29 protein-coding genes are annotated in these 16876 nt (G+C 44.7%); 2 read left to right on the forward strand and 27 right to left on the reverse strand.

Annotated features, from left to right (window positions below):
• The first annotated feature begins 113 nt into the window (after positions 1–113).
• Entirely contained in the window at positions 114–680 is a 567-nt protein-coding gene (locus C1712_RS06590; RefSeq protein WP_102267892.1) for an N-acetylmuramoyl-L-alanine amidase family protein, read from the forward strand.
• A gap of 102 nt (positions 681–782) precedes the next feature.
• Here the strand turns inward: C1712_RS06590 and C1712_RS06595 are convergent, their stop codons facing one another.
• Genes C1712_RS06595 through C1712_RS06605 form a run of 3 tightly spaced genes read right to left on the reverse strand, consistent with a single transcriptional unit; the run spans position 783 to position 3283 of the window.
• The gene (locus tag C1712_RS06595; protein ID WP_102267894.1) at positions 783–1145 is read right to left on the reverse strand and encodes an ArsR/SmtB family transcription factor; all 363 of its coding nucleotides are present in this window, start codon (positions 1143–1145) and stop codon (positions 783–785) included.
• Positions 1146–1156: 11 nt separating this feature from the next.
• Positions 1157–3022 carry a heavy metal translocating P-type ATPase gene (locus C1712_RS06600; protein WP_102269797.1) on the reverse strand — a complete coding sequence of 622 codons (1866 nt, stop codon included), beginning with the start codon at positions 3020–3022 and terminating at the stop codon, positions 1157–1159.
• 39 nt (positions 3023–3061) lie between these two features.
• Entirely contained in the window at positions 3062–3283 is a 222-nt protein-coding gene (locus C1712_RS06605) for a cation transporter (RefSeq protein WP_102267896.1), read from the reverse strand.
• Positions 3284–3484: 201 nt separating this feature from the next.
• Here C1712_RS06605 and tgt point away from each other — a divergent pair, with 201 nt between their 5' ends.
• On the forward strand, positions 3485–5239 hold the full coding sequence (gene tgt / locus C1712_RS06610; RefSeq protein WP_245858083.1) for a tRNA guanosine(34) transglycosylase Tgt: 1755 nt from the start codon (positions 3485–3487) through the stop codon (positions 5237–5239).
• Positions 5240–5484: 245 nt separating this feature from the next.
• Here the strand turns inward: tgt and rplQ are convergent, their stop codons facing one another.
• From rplQ to rpsS, 24 genes are read right to left on the reverse strand one after another with little or no spacing between them, the layout of a single operon-like run.
• Entirely contained in the window at positions 5485–5850 is a 366-nt protein-coding gene (rplQ, locus tag C1712_RS06615) for a 50S ribosomal protein L17 (protein ID WP_102267898.1), read from the reverse strand.
• Between the two features lie 23 nt (positions 5851–5873).
• Positions 5874–6833, reverse strand: a complete 960-nt coding sequence (locus C1712_RS06620; RefSeq protein ID WP_102267900.1) for a DNA-directed RNA polymerase subunit alpha — start codon at positions 6831–6833, stop codon at positions 5874–5876.
• Between the two features lie 27 nt (positions 6834–6860).
• Complete coding sequence (rpsK, locus tag C1712_RS06625) at positions 6861–7256, reverse strand: 30S ribosomal protein S11 (RefSeq protein WP_102267902.1); 396 nt, start codon at positions 7254–7256, stop codon at positions 6861–6863.
• Positions 7257–7276: 20 nt separating this feature from the next.
• Positions 7277–7642: a 30S ribosomal protein S13 gene (gene rpsM / locus C1712_RS06630; protein ID WP_102267904.1), complete on the reverse strand. Its 366-nt coding sequence runs from the start codon at positions 7640–7642 to the stop codon at positions 7277–7279.
• Between the two features lie 16 nt (positions 7643–7658).
• Positions 7659–7775 (reverse strand): 50S ribosomal protein L36, encoded by a 117-nt coding sequence (gene rpmJ / locus C1712_RS06635; protein WP_102267906.1) that lies wholly within the window; start codon positions 7773–7775, stop codon positions 7659–7661.
• Positions 7776–7796: 21 nt separating this feature from the next.
• The gene (gene infA, locus C1712_RS06640) at positions 7797–8015 is read right to left on the reverse strand and encodes a translation initiation factor IF-1 (protein WP_102267908.1); all 219 of its coding nucleotides are present in this window, start codon (positions 8013–8015) and stop codon (positions 7797–7799) included.
• Complete coding sequence (gene map / locus C1712_RS06645; protein ID WP_102267910.1) at positions 8008–8784, reverse strand: type I methionyl aminopeptidase; 777 nt, start codon at positions 8782–8784, stop codon at positions 8008–8010. Before map ends, infA begins: the two co-directional genes overlap by 8 nt.
• On the reverse strand, positions 8785–9429 hold the full coding sequence (locus tag C1712_RS06650; protein ID WP_102267912.1) for an adenylate kinase: 645 nt from the start codon (positions 9427–9429) through the stop codon (positions 8785–8787).
• A 14-nt stretch (positions 9430–9443) separates the two neighbouring features.
• Positions 9444–10733 (reverse strand): preprotein translocase subunit SecY, encoded by a 1290-nt coding sequence (gene secY, locus C1712_RS06655; protein ID WP_102267914.1) that lies wholly within the window; start codon positions 10731–10733, stop codon positions 9444–9446.
• A gap of 1 nt (position 10734) precedes the next feature.
• Positions 10735–11175, reverse strand: coding sequence for a 50S ribosomal protein L15 (gene rplO, locus C1712_RS06660; RefSeq protein WP_102267916.1), 441 nt, complete (start codon positions 11173–11175; stop codon positions 10735–10737).
• Between the two features lie 15 nt (positions 11176–11190).
• On the reverse strand, positions 11191–11706 hold the full coding sequence (gene rpsE, locus C1712_RS06665; protein WP_102267918.1) for a 30S ribosomal protein S5: 516 nt from the start codon (positions 11704–11706) through the stop codon (positions 11191–11193).
• 11 nt (positions 11707–11717) lie between these two features.
• Positions 11718–12074 (reverse strand): 50S ribosomal protein L18, encoded by a 357-nt coding sequence (gene rplR / locus C1712_RS06670; RefSeq protein WP_102267920.1) that lies wholly within the window; start codon positions 12072–12074, stop codon positions 11718–11720.
• A gap of 21 nt (positions 12075–12095) precedes the next feature.
• Positions 12096–12641, reverse strand: a complete 546-nt coding sequence (rplF, locus tag C1712_RS06675; RefSeq protein ID WP_102267922.1) for a 50S ribosomal protein L6 — start codon at positions 12639–12641, stop codon at positions 12096–12098.
• A 19-nt stretch (positions 12642–12660) separates the two neighbouring features.
• Positions 12661–13056: a 30S ribosomal protein S8 gene (gene rpsH, locus C1712_RS06680; RefSeq protein WP_102269801.1), complete on the reverse strand. Its 396-nt coding sequence runs from the start codon at positions 13054–13056 to the stop codon at positions 12661–12663.
• 19 nt (positions 13057–13075) lie between these two features.
• Entirely contained in the window at positions 13076–13261 is a 186-nt protein-coding gene (locus C1712_RS06685) for a type Z 30S ribosomal protein S14 (RefSeq protein WP_102267924.1), read from the reverse strand.
• A 14-nt stretch (positions 13262–13275) separates the two neighbouring features.
• Positions 13276–13815: a 50S ribosomal protein L5 gene (gene rplE, locus C1712_RS06690; RefSeq protein WP_102267926.1), complete on the reverse strand. Its 540-nt coding sequence runs from the start codon at positions 13813–13815 to the stop codon at positions 13276–13278.
• A gap of 12 nt (positions 13816–13827) precedes the next feature.
• Complete coding sequence (gene rplX / locus C1712_RS06695; protein WP_102267928.1) at positions 13828–14136, reverse strand: 50S ribosomal protein L24; 309 nt, start codon at positions 14134–14136, stop codon at positions 13828–13830.
• 13 nt (positions 14137–14149) lie between these two features.
• Complete coding sequence (rplN, locus tag C1712_RS06700; protein ID WP_102267931.1) at positions 14150–14518, reverse strand: 50S ribosomal protein L14; 369 nt, start codon at positions 14516–14518, stop codon at positions 14150–14152.
• Positions 14519–14536: 18 nt separating this feature from the next.
• Positions 14537–14797: a 30S ribosomal protein S17 gene (rpsQ, locus tag C1712_RS06705; protein WP_102267933.1), complete on the reverse strand. Its 261-nt coding sequence runs from the start codon at positions 14795–14797 to the stop codon at positions 14537–14539.
• A 14-nt stretch (positions 14798–14811) separates the two neighbouring features.
• On the reverse strand, positions 14812–15012 hold the full coding sequence (rpmC, locus tag C1712_RS06710) for a 50S ribosomal protein L29 (RefSeq protein ID WP_102267935.1): 201 nt from the start codon (positions 15010–15012) through the stop codon (positions 14812–14814).
• A gap of 3 nt (positions 15013–15015) precedes the next feature.
• The gene (gene rplP, locus C1712_RS06715) at positions 15016–15432 is read right to left on the reverse strand and encodes a 50S ribosomal protein L16 (protein ID WP_102267937.1); all 417 of its coding nucleotides are present in this window, start codon (positions 15430–15432) and stop codon (positions 15016–15018) included.
• A 2-nt stretch (positions 15433–15434) separates the two neighbouring features.
• Positions 15435–16223, reverse strand: a complete 789-nt coding sequence (gene rpsC / locus C1712_RS06720) for a 30S ribosomal protein S3 (protein WP_102267939.1) — start codon at positions 16221–16223, stop codon at positions 15435–15437.
• Between the two features lie 12 nt (positions 16224–16235).
• The gene (gene rplV, locus C1712_RS06725; RefSeq protein ID WP_102267941.1) at positions 16236–16571 is read right to left on the reverse strand and encodes a 50S ribosomal protein L22; all 336 of its coding nucleotides are present in this window, start codon (positions 16569–16571) and stop codon (positions 16236–16238) included.
• An 11-nt stretch (positions 16572–16582) separates the two neighbouring features.
• Positions 16583–16861 carry a 30S ribosomal protein S19 gene (gene rpsS, locus C1712_RS06730; RefSeq protein WP_102267943.1) on the reverse strand — a complete coding sequence of 93 codons (279 nt, stop codon included), beginning with the start codon at positions 16859–16861 and terminating at the stop codon, positions 16583–16585.
• Positions 16862–16876 lie beyond the last annotated feature (15 nt).

The raw sequence follows: 16876 nt of genomic DNA on the forward strand, positions 1-16876 counted from the left end.
TTTTTGATCAGCCAAGCGCAAAAAAGCGCATAAAGCTATCACGGTCTTTCTTTATTACTTTCTGCACCTGGTTTTACCTGATGCATAGGATAATTTAGGAAAGAGGTGAAATTTTGGCAGTAAAGATCTTTATCGATCAGGGTCATAATCCCGGTTCTATCAACGGCGGAGCGGCTGCCAACGGTTTAGAGGAAGCGACGATCAATTATCAGGTCGGCATCTATCTGATGAATTTCTTACAGAATGATACACGTTTCGCAGTCATGAGCAGCCGTGTTTCCTCCACTCAGGTATTAGGTACCAATTCCGCTACCTCTTTGCAAGAGCGGGTAGCGATGGCCAATACTTGGAGAGCCGACTACTTTATCAGCATTCACTGCAATGCCAACGCCAATCCGCTCATTCGCGGCAGTGAAGTATATGTATATCAGATTCCTTCCACTGCTGCTATGCTGGCAAGAGCGGTATTAGATGCCATTACGAGCGAGATCGCGATCCCTGACAATCAGGTGCGGGCCAATCCCAATCTGCTGGTGTTAAGAGCAACGGCCATGCCGGCAATCTTAGTAGAACTTGGCTATTTGACCAACAGTGAAGATGCGGCACTGCTGCGTACAAAACAGTTTCAATTTGCTTATGCGATCTATCAGGGTATCCTGCACTATCTAAATCTGCCATGATAAAAAAGGAAATCTGCTTGCCATTGCTTTTTGAGAAAACGATACGCTCGCTGTTCTCATATGGCACGATTTCCTTATTTTTATCAAGAAGCAACTATTTCTTTATTCTTCTTCCACATGCTCTAAGCCTTGATCAATGATCGTTCGCACATGATCGTCCGCAAGTGAATAGAAAATTGATTTGCCTTCCCGCCGACTTTTGACCAGCTTGTTCTGTTTCAAAATACGTAATTGATGAGAAATTGCGGACTGGTTCATATGCAAAGCTTCCGCCAGATCACAGACACAGACCTCCGCCTCCAACAAGATGAACAGAATACGGATACGTGTCGAATCACCGAATACTTTGAATAATTCAGCCAGATCATATAATTTCAATTCCGGCGGCATCTTTTCTGCCACGATCTTCAACAGCTCCGCATGTACTTCTTTTTTCTCACAGCATTCCAATACTTGTTCTTCCATTTTCTACCTCACTAACATCGCTGCACCGATAAGGCGCGGATCGCATTTAATACAGCGATTACCATGACTCCGACATCCGCAAAGATCGCCAGCCACATATTGGCGATTCCCACTGCTCCAAGCAGCAGACAAAGCACTTTTACACCGATAGCAAAATAAATGTTTTCATATACGATGCGGATACACTTTTTGGCAATGCGGATCGCTTTTGCGATCTTGAGCGGATCATCATCCATCAAGACGACATCTGCGGCTTCGATCGCTGCATCACTTCCCAGCACTCCCATGGCGATCCCGACATCAGCTCTTGAAAGCACCGGTGCGTCATTGATGCCATCACCCACAAAAGCTACTTTTGCCTTTGCGTCTTTGCTTGCAAGCAGCTCTTCTACTTTTTCTACTTTGTCTTTTGGTAATAACTCACTATATAATACATCAATTCCCAAGGTTTTGCCAACTGCTTTTGCGACATGTTCCCGATCACCGCTCAGCATGACCGTCTTTTTGATGCCGATTTTCTTCAGCTCTTGAATCGCCGCCTTGGCGCTTTCTTTGATCTGATCGGCTATTAAAAGATGTCCGGCATATTGATTATTCAAAGCGATGTGCACGCTTGTGCCGATACCGCTGCATTCCTGATAAGGGATATGGTGCGTCTTCATCAAACGTCCGTTTCCCGCCATGACTTTGGTATCATCAATTTGTGCGATCACACCTTGTCCGCTGATTTCTTCTACAGCCTTGATGCGTTTTCCATCGATTACTTTGCCATAGGCTTCCTGAATGCTCTTGCTAATCGGATGCGTGGAATTCGCTTCCGCATACGCCGCATAAGCGAGCAGTTCTTCTTCCGGTATTACCGCATGATGGATTCCACTCAGTGCAAATTCTCCTTTTGTCATCGTTCCTGTCTTGTCAAAGACGACATATCGGGTCTGTGCCAGTGTTTCCAGATAATTGGAGCCTTTTACCAAAACCCCAGCCTTGCTGGCACCACCGATACCGGCAAAAAAGGTAAGCGGAATACTGATGACAAGGGCGCAAGGACAGCTGATCACCAAGAAAGTCAGCGCTCTGGATATCCACTCTTCCCACATCGGATCCATGCCTAAGATGATCGCGGCAAACGGCGGCAGAAGGGCTAATACAAGCGCACTGTAACAAACTGCCGGTGTATAGTAACGTGCGAATTTTGAAATAAAATTCTCGGAACGCGATTTTTTAGAACTGGCATTTTCTACTAAATCTAATATTTTGGAAACGGTTGATTCCGAAAATTCTTTTGTTGTTTTTACTTTGATCAATCCGTTTAGATTGATACAGCCACTCATGATTTCATCATTGACCCTCACTTCACGCGGCAGGCTTTCCCCGGTCAAGGCGCTAGTATTCAAGGTGGTTTCTCCCTCTATCACAATTCCATCGATCGCAACCTTTTCTCCCGGCTTTACAATGATGATCGAGCCGATCGGCACATCCTGTGGATCCACCATTTTGATTTCTCCATTACACTCCATATTGGCATAGTCAGGGCGAATATCCATCAAAGCACTGATATTGCGGCGGCTCTTCCCGACTGCATAGCTTTGAAACAGCTCACCGATTTGATAAAACAGCATAACGGCAACACTCTCTTTATAATCTCCAAGCAAAATCGCACCGACGGTCGCGATCGCCATTAAAAAGTTTTCATCAAAAATCTGCCTATTGAGAATCCCCTTAACAGCTTTCTTTAGGATATCATAGCCGATAATGAGATAAGGGATCATATAAGCTGCCCACTGCGCAAAATCTTCTAATTTCACAAACTGCAATAGGATCATGCCTATTGCCGCAACTAGGATACGTCCCAGCATTCGTTTTTGTTTATGATTCATCATCATCGCTCCAATCTATCATAAATCTTCCTATTCTTATTAAGAAAGGTAGATTTCGCAATCATCTTCTACGATCTTGCACGCCTTACGCACCTGTTCCATGACGGTTTTCACATCAGCGTCATCTTCAAATTCCACTGACATTTTCAAGGTCATAAAATTGACACTGGCATCCTTGACGCCTTCTGTGCGTTTCGCTGCTTCCTCCATTTTATTTGCGCAGTTTGCGCAGTCCACTTCGATTCGATATGTTTTTCTCATTGTTTCTGCTCCTCTCATTTTATTATATGAACAGTTGTTCATATGTTGATTTTATTATAGCACTTTTTTTAAGTAATACAAGTAGGAGCGTTTATTTTTTGCATCTTTCTTTTTCATTCTTTTACATCATTATGAGTTTTATGATTTCATTTTTCTCTCTATGCCTTTTTTTCTCTATCCTCTCTATGATATAATACATTTATGACGAATTTTAGACAGAAACATTTGATCCTGCCTGCGGCTGTTTCCGTAGGCGTTCTGCTGCTGTCAAACTTAACAGCACTACAATCTGGACACTTTTTGGACATGCAATTGAACGGAGGTGTTTCTTTTTTCCCTTTTGCTTATCTGGCCGGCAGTTACCTTGCCAAAGCCAATGACAGCCGAATGGTCAAAAGTGTGTACTTGATTGCTTTCACAGCACAGCTTGCGGTAATTGTGAGCGCGTGGTTGTTGAAGATAGAGGAGAATAGGCTGTGGCTGATGGGAACGCTCCTATGCGCTTATCTCGCCGCAAATTTCCTCAATGATTGGTTCGTTCGCAGACAAAATCCTCTGATGCTTTCATTTGCACTGTCTCAGCTATTGGCGGTCGCAGTGTTTGGCGTGATCGGTATATCTGTACTTTTTTCACCAAAAGAAGTCCTCTTTACCGTTTTTATCAATTATGGAGCCGGTATCCTGCTAAGTCTGCTTTGTGTATGGATCGTATTTATGATCGGTAAATCTGTTCAAAGAAATCGAGATACGTATCAAAATGATAACCGCTTTTATTTTGAAATTACACAAAAAATACCGGGTAAATTGGGACGGGCCGGAATCATCCACACGCCTCATGGCGACATCCAAACACCGGCTTTCATGTCAGTAGGCACCAAAGGCGAAGTACGCTTTCTCTCGATGGAGGAATTAAAAAGCGTCGGTGCCCAGGCTATGCTCAGCAATGGCTATCATTTGCGCAACCGTTCTGTTGAAATTGCGAAACAGGGTGGATTGGCAAAATGGTCCGGTTGGGATGGCCCTACTTTAACAGATTCAGGCGGCTTTCAGGTAATGTCGCTGGGATCTGGCTTAGGCAAGGTCGTCAGCATGGAGCGGGAAAAAGAGGTTGTCAATACTGATCCAAAAGATCGCCTTACGACCGTAAGCGAGGATGGCGTACAGTTTGTGGATCCCTTCACCAATCAGCTTGATTTTATCGGCCCTGAAGAATCGATGCAGATCCAGTGTCGCATCGGTGCTGATATTCATATGGCATATGATGAGCTTACTTCACTGGCGGACAGTTATGAATACAATGTCGAAGCGCTGGCAAGAACGGAACGATGGGCGGTACGCTCCTTGAACGAGCATGAAAAGCACTGCGATGATCTTGGCTATCATCAGGCGCTCTATGGTGTGATCCAAGGAGGCAGATGGGAAGATCTGCGGCGTTCTACCGCTAAAAAATTCGCGAAAATGAACTTTGACGGCTATGGTCTAGGAGGCGCCTTCTTAAAAGAAAACTTAGGTGATATCCTGCGCTGGTGCAACGAAGAACTGCCGGAACAAAAACCGCGCCATTTATTGGGATTGTCGCGTCCTGATGATATTCTCATCGGTACGGAAATGGGTGCAGATACCTTTGACTGTGTTGCACCGACAAGAGAAGCACGACATGGCCGCATTTATACCAAATACGGAAATATCAATATCAAGAAATTCGCGGACAGCGATGAACTCCTGGATGAACACTGTGATTGTCCTACTTGCAAGGCCGGCTACACACGTTCTCAGCTGCGTGCTTTATTGAAGTCAGAAAATCCTGAGGAGCGCAGTCTCTACTTCAAATTAGCATCTATGCACAATCTGCGTTTCATTATTCGTTTAACTGAAGAAGCGCGTGAAGCAATCATCCAAGGCAACTTTGCAGAGTATAAAGAACGTTTTTTACGCGATTATTATGGACATCGATAAGCGTCTATTCGTATCATGCGAATAAACGCTTTTTTACTAACCGATTTGTGATAAGAAATGATCATTACGATCAGCAATCGCATTGGTCTTTTTTCTACATTCCTAACAAGATCAAGAATGCGCTTTGAAAGACTACCAACGCACGCATCAAAATACGCGCTTATTATCCAATCTGCTCCTTTTGCATAGAAAAAGATCTTTCTTTGAAGCCTGTTTATCAACCAGCCTCAAGAAAGACCCTTTTTTTATTTTACAAATTCAACGATTGCCATAGATGCTGCATCGCCGCGGCGTACTCTTGTCTTGATGACGCGAGTATAACCGCCGTTACGCTGTGCATACATCGGCGCGATTTCATCAAACAGTTTCTGAACAGCTGTCTGTCCGGTTTTTTCATTGGCAACAACATCGCGAACGAAGCTTGCCACCTGACGGCGTGCATGCAAATCGCCACGCTTAGCAAGTGTTACCAATTCATCTACAACGGAACGCAGTTCTTTTGCTTTCATTTCTGTTGTTTCAACCTGTCCGCTGATGATCAGTGATGTTGCTAGATTACGGAACATCGCTTTGCGGTGGTCGGCTGTACGTCCTAATTTACGATTCCACATCGTGAATAACCTCCCTTATCTCACTATTCGTATGACTTAAAGCTCAATCCTAAGTCATAGATCTTGTCTTTCACTTCTTTCAGTGATTTTTTGCCTAAGTTTCTAACTCTCATCATTTCATCTTCTGTACGCTGCGTTAATTCTTCTACCGTCTGAATGCCGGCACGTTTTAAGCAGTTATAACTGCGTACAGAGAGATCAAGATCTTCAATCATCATTACCAAGCCTTTATTTGGAACTTCACCCTGCGCTTCTTTCATCACTGAATCCATGTCATTCACTTCTTCATGAACATGAGTCAGTAGTTCAAGGTGATCGACCAGGATCTTAGATGCCAGTGCGATTGATTCCTGCGGCGTGATGGATCCGTCCGTCCAGATTTCCATCGTACATTTATCATACTTCGCGTTCTGTCCAACTCGTGCTGGCTCTGCGTTATAGGAAACCTTTTCGATCGGTGTATAAATAGAGTCGGTATAAATCGTGCCAAGCGGTTGGTTCTGGGTTTGATACAGCTGTTTGTTTGTATCGGAGCTCACATAACCGCGACCTACGCGCGCCTGTAATTCCATTTCCAGAGATCCGCCTTCCGCTAAGGTACAAATGTGCAGATCCTTGCTTAAAATCTCTACGCCCTCAGGGCAGATAATATCAGCACCGGTTACGACACCCGGTCCTTTTTTAGAGATACGCAGTGTATAAACTTCATCATCCTGAATGGTCATGATCAACTTCTTGATATTCAAGATGATTGCCGTAACATCTTCTACGATGCCCGGAATCGCGGTAAATTCATGGTAAACACCATCTACCTTGATTGCAAATACAGCTCCTCCGGGTAAAGAGGATAACAGAACACGTCTTAACGCATTACCGATCGTTGTACCGAATCCTCTTTCCAAAGGTTCGATGACAAACTTTCCATAATGCTCATCTTCAACATATTCCTTTACTTCAAAATGTGCACGTTCGAATTTCTGCATATGATACCTCCTCTGTTTCGGTTAAGATTAACCACGTGGTCGTTTTGGTGGACGACATCCGTTGTGAGGAATAGGAGTTACATCATTGATCATTGTAATTTCCAATCCTGCAACCTGTAATGCTCTTACTGCAGCTTCGCGTCCCGGACCAGGTCCTTTTACGCTGACTGCAACTGCTTTCATACCATTATCAACGGCAGCTTTACCTGCTGCTTCACCTGCTAACTGTGCTGCATACGGTGTTGATTTACGAGAACCCTTAAACCCTAATGCACCTGCGCTAGACCATGCGACAGCATTTCCGCTTTCATCAGTAATAGTTACGATTGTGTTGTTAAAAGTTGAATGAATATGCGCGCAGCCGCGGGCAATATTCTTGCGGACACGACGTTTGCGTGAACCGGCTTTTGTATTCTTTGCCATCTTTACTTCCTCCTATCGTCCTATTTCTTCTTACCTGCTACTGTGCGAGCTGGTCCTTTGCGTGTACGCGCGTTTGTCTTTGTACGCTGTCCACGAACCGGAAGTCCCTTACGGTGACGAATTCCACGATAACATCCGATTTCCATCAGACGTTTGATATTTAATGATACTTCACGGCGAAGATCACCTTCTACCTTGATACCGTCTACTTCCTGACGGATCAGATTCATCTGTTCTTCGCTTAAATCTTTGACACGGATATCTTCGCTGATCCCAACCTTTTTCAAAATGTTGGAAGCAGTGGTGCGTCCGATACCGTAAACATAAGTTAAAGACACTACGACACGCTTGTCGTTAGGAATGTCTACACCTGCAATACGAGCCATTGTTTTTCTACCTCCATTAGTTTCCTTGTCTTTGTTTGTGTTTTGGATTTTCACAAATTACCATAACGCGACCTTTGCGTTTAATTACGCGGCATTTGTCGCAGATCGGTTTTACTGACGGTCTTACTTTCATGCGTCTTTCCTCCTTGTGGCACTATTTATGCCGGAATGTAATGCGCCCACGTGTTAAGTCATAAGGTGAAATTTCAACGGTTACGCGATCCCCTGGTAAAATGCGGATGTAGTGCATACGGATTTTACCAGAAACGTGAGCCAGTATTTCGTGTCCGTTTACCAATTTCACTTTGAACTGCGTGTTAGGCAGAGTATCGACTACTGTGCCTTCGATCTCAATAACATCTTGTTTACCCATTCTTTTGGCAATCCTCCTTATCGGTTAAAGTGGTAAGTATTTCGTACCCATCGCGGGTGATGACGATTGTGTGTTCAAAATGTGCAGTCGGCCTCCCATCCTTTGCCACAACGCTCCATCCATCGTGCAGCGTTTTGACATGAGGCTTGCCCATCAGAACCATCGGCTCAACCGCAAAAGTCATGCCTTCTTTCAAAAGGACACCTTTTCCAGACGGGCCAAAATTAGGAACACTGGGATCTTCGTGCACACTTGTGCCGATTCCATGACCGGAAAAATCCCTAGCAACGGAAAAACCATGCGAAAACACGTATTCTCCAATCGCATGTGATATATCGGTCAAACGATTCCCAGCTTTTGCCTGTTTTAATCCTTCAAATAAAGATTGTCTGGTTACATCCATCAATTCTTGCACTTCCTCACTGATCGCACCGACCCCATAAGTCCATGCCGAATCGCCGTGATAACCGTGAATGCAGGCACCAATATCTACTGAGACAACATCTCCATCTTTTAGTATCGTATCATCTGGAATTCCATGCACCAGCACAGAATTTACGGAGATACACGCTGCTGCGGGAAACCCGTACAGTCCCTTAAAGGAAGGAGATGCACCATGTGATATAATAACATTTTCAACTATCTTATTCAAGTATTTTGTCGAAATTCCCGGTTTCATCTCTTTTTGTACGGCTTTGTGTGCCAATGCCACAATTCTTCCCGCTTCACGCATATATTCGATTTCTTTTTCGGTTTTACAGAGTGCCACTTACTTCTCCAAAGCGTTCATGACATGCTGCCAAACCGCTTCGATCGGCTGATCCGCATTGATGCGGGTAAGCAGACCTTTTTCTTCATAATAGGCAAGTACAGGCTCCGTTGATTTGCTGTATTCACCAAGGCGCACCTGTAAGCTTTCCACTGTGTCATCCTTGCGCTGGTATAATTCACCGCCGCATTTATCGCAAACCCCTTCCACTTTGGACGGATGATTTTTGATATGATAGATTTCTTCACAGTTCTTACAGATCCTTCTGCCGGTGATACGATCCTTCAAAACTTCAAAATCAAGTTCTAAAGCGATGACTTTCTCCACTGCCAGATCACTGCCGACAGTCAATTCATCAAATGCTTTCGCCTGATCAAGCGTACGCGGATAGCCATCCAGCAAATAACCGTTTTTGTTGTCCAGCTTCTCAAGAAAGCTCTTTACCATCGGATTGGTTACTTCATCCGGTACGAGCAGACCTTTCTCTGTATAACTTTTGGCTTGTAAGCCCAGTTCGGTTTCATTTTTGATTTCACTGCGGAAAATGTTTCCGGTTGAAATGTGATTTACCTGATATTTTTCAACGATTTTCGCGGACATCGTGCCTTTTCCGGCACCCGGTCCTCCCATAATCAAAATATTCATCTGTACTCACCTTCTTAATGTTGAATAAAGCCACGATATGATTTCTGTGTCAGCTGCCCTTTCAGGCCTTTTACCGTTTCCATCGCTACCCCGACAACGATGATGATCCCCGTACCGCCTAAACCGATAGAACGCGGCAAATTGGTGAACATCACGATCACATATGGAAGCGACGCGATCGCAGCCAGCCATAGTGCTCCCAGCACGGTAATGCGGTTGAGCACTTTGCTCAGATACTGTTTTGTTTCACTGCCCGGTCTGATTCCCGGAATATAAGTTCCGGACTTACCGAGATTTTCTGAAATCTTAGCAGGATCGACCGTTAAGTTCGTATAGAAGAAAGTAAACAGTATCGTTAATACCACATAGATCGTTAATCCGACCGGCTTGGTCATATCCGTATAGCTTTGGATCGTTGTCGCCACTTCTCCAGCGCCCAGCAAGGCAGCAATCGTAGAAGGTGCAACCATGATCGCATTCGCAAAGATGACCGGAATGACACTTGCGGAATTGATCTTTAACGGCAGATAAGTCATATCGCGTTTCTGCATCTGTACGGTACTTGACGTATATTGGATCGGGATCTTGCGCACAGCTGTCTGCATAAAGACAACCGTTACGATAATGATCAGATATACGACCACATACAGCGAGAATTCCAGAATGCCATTAAACATGGCAGAACTGCTTGATGTATCGACCATCTGTTCGAACACGCTTACGAATTCAGATGGCATACGCGCAACGATTCCCGCAAAGATTAAAATGGAAACGCCGTTTCCAATGCCCTTTGTCGAAATACGATCACCGATCCATAATAAGAACATCGAACCGGCAGTCAAGATCGTTGCGATATACAAATAATTCGACAACGCCGTATCGGCAATGATGCTGTATTGGCTGTTTAATGCCTGCATCATCGTAAAGGCCTGAATAAAGCCTAATATCACTGCCAGATAGCGCGTATATTTGTCAATTTGTTTTCTCCCGCTCTGTCCCTGTTTGCTTAATTCCGTAAAATAAGGAATTACATCCATGGACAACAGCTGCAGGATGATAGAAGCAGTGATGTAAGGTCCGACCCCGAGGGAGAAGATAGACAACTGCTGTATCATACCTCCACCCAACAGGTTGATCATATCTAAGAATGATCCCGTATTGACCCCTTGCATCAACTGTGACGTATCTACACCCGGCACGATGATCGCCGCACCGAATCGAAATACAAACAGCATTGCCAAAGTATAAAGAATGCGATTACGAATATCTTTATTCTTAAACATGCTGATCACAGTGGCGAACATATTAGATTACCTCTGCTTTTCCGCCCGCCTGCTCAATAACAGCCACAGCAGATTTAGAGAATTTATGTGCTTTTACAGTTAATGTCTTCTCTAATTCTCCCTGACCTAAAATCTTAATTCCATCCAGTTCTTTGCGAACTAACTTGGTTTCAATTAACAGTTCCGGAGTTACTTCTGTTCCGTTTTCAAAACGATTCAGGCTTTCAACATTAACGATTGCATATTCTTTACGTGTAAAATTCGTAAATCCACGTTTCGGCAAACGTCTTGCAAGCGGCGTCTGTCCACCTTCAAAGCCAAGGCGAACACCGCCACCGCTTCTTGAACCCTGTCCTTTCTGACCGCGTCCAGCAGTTTTTCCATTACCGGATCCCTGACCGCGTCCTACACGGTTGCGGCTTTTGCGGGAACCTTCTGTGTATTTCATTTCATGTAATTTCATGTCAGTTTCCTCCTATTAACCACGAATTTCTTCTGGTTTTTTACCACGGAGACGAGCAACTTCTTCTACCGTTTTCAATGACTGCAGCGCAGATACAGTTGCATGTACCATGTTGATTGGAGTACGAGATCCGATACATTTCGTCAGGATATCGTTAATACCAGCAACTTCCAATACATCACGAACAGGACCGCCGGCGATAACACCAGTACCCTCTGAAGCAGGGCGAAGGAATACTTCTCCGGCTCCGAAGCGTCCGGTAACTTCATGAGGAATGGTAGTGCCATTGACGATAGGTACATTGATCACATTCTTCTTAGCGTCTTCGATCGCTTTTTTAATTGCGTCAGGTACTTCGTTGGCTTTACCGGTTCCGAAACCGACACGGCCTTTTTTATCACCGATTACAACAAGTGCAGCGAAACGGAAGCGACGTCCACCTTTTACAACTTTTGTAACACGGTTAATCGTGACAACGCGTTCTTCAAATTCTTTTTCAACGTTACGATCTTTTCTTGGTTTACGTTCCATGTCGCTACCTCCTAAAATTTCAGTCCGGCTTCTCTGGCTGCTTCTGCCAGGGCCTGAACACGTCCGTGGTAAACATAACCGCCACGGTCAAATACTACATTTTCAATCTTAGCAGCGATTGCACGCTTAGCGATTTCGCTTCCAACTGCTTTCGCAGCTTCCACATTTCCGCCGTTTGCTAATTTCATTTCCACACTGCTTGCGGCAACCAGTGTCTTGCCATTCACATCGTCGATGATCTGTGCATGAATGTGTGCATTTGAACGGAATACGTTCAGACGTGGACATTCAGGAGTTCCGCTGATCTTTTTACGTACACGTAAGTGACGACGCTGACGTTCAACGTTTTTAGATACTTTCTTTAACATATGCTTCTAACTCCTTTCCCACTATTTCTTACCGGCTGTCTTACCTTCCTTACGACGAACATGTTCACCCTGATAACGGATACCCTTGCCCTTGTAAGGTTCCGGCTTGCGGACAGCCCGGATATTTGCAGCCCATTCACCAACACGCTGTTTATCGATTCCGGAAACGACGATTTCCGTTGGTGATTTGCATTCTACTTTAATGCCTTCTTCAACAATGAATTCAACCGGATGTGAATAACCGACATTCAAAGTCAGCTTGTTTCCCGATACCGCTGAACGGAAACCGATACCGACTAATTCCAGCGTTTTGCTGAAGCCGTTGGATACACCTTCCACCATGTTGAATAACAGGGCGCGGGTCGTACCATGCAGCTGTTTTGTATGTTTTTCTTCATTCGGTCTTGTTACAGTTAAAATGTTTTCTTCGATCTTGATGCCCAAGATGTCAGAGAACTGACGAGTCAAAGTTCCCTTTGGACCTTTAACAGTCACCTCATTCCCAGCGGCTACTGTAACTTCTACGCCGGCAGGAATGGTAATCGTTTTATTACCGATACGTGACATTGTATTTTACCTCCAGATTTTACCAAATGTAGGCAAGCACTTCGCCGCCGACATGTTTTGCTTTTGCTTCTTTATCAGTCATCAGACCGTGAGAAGTGGAGATGATCGCAATACCAAGTCCGTTTAATACGCGAGGGATCTTGTCCACTTTCGCATATGCGCGAAGACCCGGTTTTGAGATTCTCTTAAGACCATTGATTACTTTTTCACCGTTAGGTCCGTATTTCAAAACAACGGTCATTGTTTTCTTAACATCACCTTCTACGCTGTAGTCAGTGATGAAACCTTCTTCTTTTAAGATTCTGGCGATTTCCACTTTTTCTTTGCTTGCAGGAACTTCTACTGTTTCGTGACGTGCCTGAAGGCCGTTACGAATTCTAGTTAACATATCTGCAATTGGATCTGTCATAATCATCATGACCTATTCCTCCTTTTTACCAGCTGGCCTTCTTTACTCCAGGGATCTGGCCTTTATAAGCCAGTTCGCGGAAGCAAATACGGCACAGTTTGTATTTACGTAATACTGAGTGAGGACGTCCACAACGTTCACAACGTGTGTACTCGCGCACTTTGAATTTCTGAGGACGGTTTGTTTTGTTAATCATCGCTTTTTTTGCCATAAGTCAAGTCCTCCTTATTTCTTGAACGGCATGCCCATTTCGCTTAACAGGGCAGCGCCTTCTTCGTTCGTATTGGCTGTCGTTACGATCACAACATCCATACCACGCACTTTATTGACTTTATCATAATTGATTTCCGGGAAGATGATCTGTTCTTTCACACCCAGCGTATAGTTTCCACGTCCGTCAAAGGCCGTCTTGGAAACACCGCGGAAATCACGTACACGAGGCAGCGAGATGTTCATCAGCTTATCCAGGAATTCATACATTCTTTCACCGCGCAAGGTTACTTTGCAGCCAATGGCCATACCTTCACGCAGCTTGAAGTTCGCGATGGATTTTTTTGCCTTTGTTACGATTGGCTTCTGACCGCAGATCTGGGTGATCTCCGCAACAACTTCTTCCATCGCTTTCGGATTGGCGATCGCATCACCAACACCGACGTTGATTACCACTTTTTCAATTTTCGGTGCCTGCATGATAGAAGAATACTGAAACTGTTTCATCAATGCAGGAACGACCTGTTCCTTATATCTCTGTTCTAGGCGGTTCATGCTCTAACCCTCCTACTTCATCGTCGCGCCGGTTTTCTTCAGGACGCGAACTTTTTTGCCTTTTTCTTCTTTGTACCCGATACGGCTTGCTTTCTTTGCCTTGGCATCGTAAGCCATCACATTGGATACATGGATCGGCGCTTCTTTTTCAATAATGCCGCCGTCCGGATTTGCCTGAGTCGGTTTCTGGTGTTTCTTTACGATGTTGACACCTTCTACGATAACCTTGTTTTCCTTAGGCATAGCTTTGATTACTTCTGCAACAGTGCCCTTGTAAGCACCTGTAATAACTTTTACCTTATCACCTTTTTTGATTTTCACTAGGGGCACCTCCTTACAGTACTTCCGGTGCCAAAGACACGATCTTCATAAAGTCTTTGTCACGCAGTTCACGGGCAACCGGTCCGAAAATACGAGTGCCGCGTGGTGTTTTATCGTCTTTGATGATTACAACAGCGTTGTCATCGAATTTGATGTAAGTGCCGTTGCTTCTGCGGATACCGTATTTCGTACGAACGATGACCGCTTTCACAACATCACCTTTTTTAACAGTTCCGCCAGGAGCTGCCTGCTTAACAGTACAAACTACGATGTCACCGATGTTAGAACTTCTGCGTCTGCTTCCGCCTAAGCCACGGATCACCAATACTTCCTTAGCTCCGGTATTGTCAGCAACGCGCAGTCTTGTTTCGTTATGAATCATATACGCTTACCTCCTGACTTACAGTACAACCGCTTTTTCCACGATACGAACCAAGCGGAAACGCTTTGTTGCAGATAATGGACGTGTTTCCATGATTTCTACAACATCACCGATCTTCGCTTCATTCATCTCGTCATGCGCTTTGAACTTTTTAGAATATTTCTGACGCTTACCATATAATGGGTGCATCTTCTTTGTTTCAACTACAACAGTAATTGTTTTATCCATTTTATCGGAAACAACAGTTCCACGATATACTTTACGGTTAGATCTTTCCATTTACACGATCCTCCTTATTCCTGAGAACCATTTTCACGTTCGCTCAAGATGGTCTTGATACGTGCAATGGTTTTCTTAACGGTTTTCATACGGGCAGTGTTGGTTAAGTTGCCGACTGCCTGCTGGAAACGAAGGTTAAAGAGTTCTTCTTTCAGCGTTTCGATTTCTTGCTGTAATTCAGTGTTGCTTTTTTCTCTGATCTCTTTCGCTGTCATGTCTTACTCCTCCTCACCTTTCCGTACAAATTTACATTTTACAGGCAGTTTGTGAGAAGCCAGGCGGAATGCTTCCCGCGCGATTTCTTCACTTACACCTGCGATCTCAAACATTACGCGGCCCGGTTTTACAACTGCTACCCATCCTTCAGGCGCACCTTTACCGGAACCCATACGTACTTCCAATGGTTTCTTCGTTCTTGCTAAGTGAGGGAAAATTTTGATCCAAACTTTACCGCCACGTTTCATGTAACGAGTCATGGCAATACGTGCTGCTTCAATCTGGCGATTGCTTACATAGTTACCCGTTTCAGCAACCAGACCATATTCACCGAAAGCAACGCTGCGTCCTGCTTTCGCACGCCCTTCATAGCTTAAACGGTGAGGTCTTCTATATTTTGTTCTGTTAGGCATCAACATAATTAGTTACCTCCTTCCGTCTTAGGAGCATCTGCTTTTACTTCCGTTTTTTCTACACGGTTCGCATTGCGATTGTCGCTGCGTCCGCCTCTAGGACGACGGTTGTTGCGGCGACGACGGTCATTACCGCCCTTAGGTGCTTCCGGTTCACTTACCATCTGACCTGGCAGCACTTCACCACGGCAGATCCAAACCTTTACTCCCAGACGTCCATAAGTAGTCGCTGCTTCTTCATGCGCATAGTCAATATCCGCACGTAATGTATGCAGTGGAACTACACCTTCTGAATAGCCTTCGCTGCGCGCCATATCGGCACCGCCCAAACGTCCGGAAACCAGTGTCTTGATTCCTTTTGCGCCGCTTCTCATCGTTCTCTGGATCACTTTTTTCTGCGCTGTACGGAATGACGCACGCTGTTCCAGCTGATCTGCGATCGAACGAGCTACCAGTCTTGCGTCCAGATCCGGATTGGCAATTTCCAGCACTTTCAGGAATACATTTTTTCCACCGGTCATCTTTTCCAGTTTCTTTTTCAGGTTTTCTACGTTTTCACCGTTTGTGCCGATGATCACACCCGGACGAGCAGAACGGATCATGATTTCCACACGGTTTTTAGAACGTTCAATTTCAACTCTTGATACCGAAGCCGTTTTCAGCTCAGCCATCAGGAATTCACGGATTTTAATATCTTCTAACAACAGATCGGCATAATCCTTGTCAGCGTACCATCTTGATTCCCAATCACGAATGACGCCGACACGAAATCCGATCGGACTTACTTTCTGTCCCATGAGCAAACCTCCTTATTCCCGCTCATCAACCACAACAGTAATGTGGCTGGTGCGTTTGTGGATCGCACTTGCAGATCCTTTTGCACGTGGCATGTAGCGTTTCAAAGTGATGCCTTCGTTTGCATAGCATGCTTTCACGTATAATTTTTCTTCATCCATGTCATTGTTGTTTACCGCGTTCGCAACAGCTGATTTTAAGGTTTTACCAATGGCAACTGCCGCTGCGTTCGGCGTAAATCTTAAGATTGCGGCTGCTTCCGCAACGTCTTTCCCACGAATCAGGTCGATAACCAGACGAGCTTTTCTAGGTGGGATTCTCAATGTTTTTGCAGTAGCTTTTACTTCCATGATTTCTCCTCCTATCGTCTAGCTTTCTTGTCATCTGTTCCATGACCGCCGTTTTTGCGTGTCGGAACAAATTCACCCAGCTTGTGTCCTACCATATCTTCTGTCACATATACAGGCAGATGTTCTTTCCCGTTGTAAACCGCAAAAGTGTGTTCTACGAACTGTGGGAAGATAGTTGAACGGCGTGACCAAGTTTTAATCACTTCTTTTTTACCTGACGCATTCAGGGCTTCCACTTTTTTCATCAAGTGGTCGTCACAGAAAGGTCCTTTTTTCAAACTACGACTCATCTCATTTTCCTCCTT

The sequence above is a fragment of the Massilicoli timonensis genome, from assembly GCF_900199515.1.
Classification (GTDB): Bacteria; Bacillota_I; Bacilli_A; order Erysipelotrichales; family Erysipelotrichaceae; genus Massilicoli; species Massilicoli timonensis.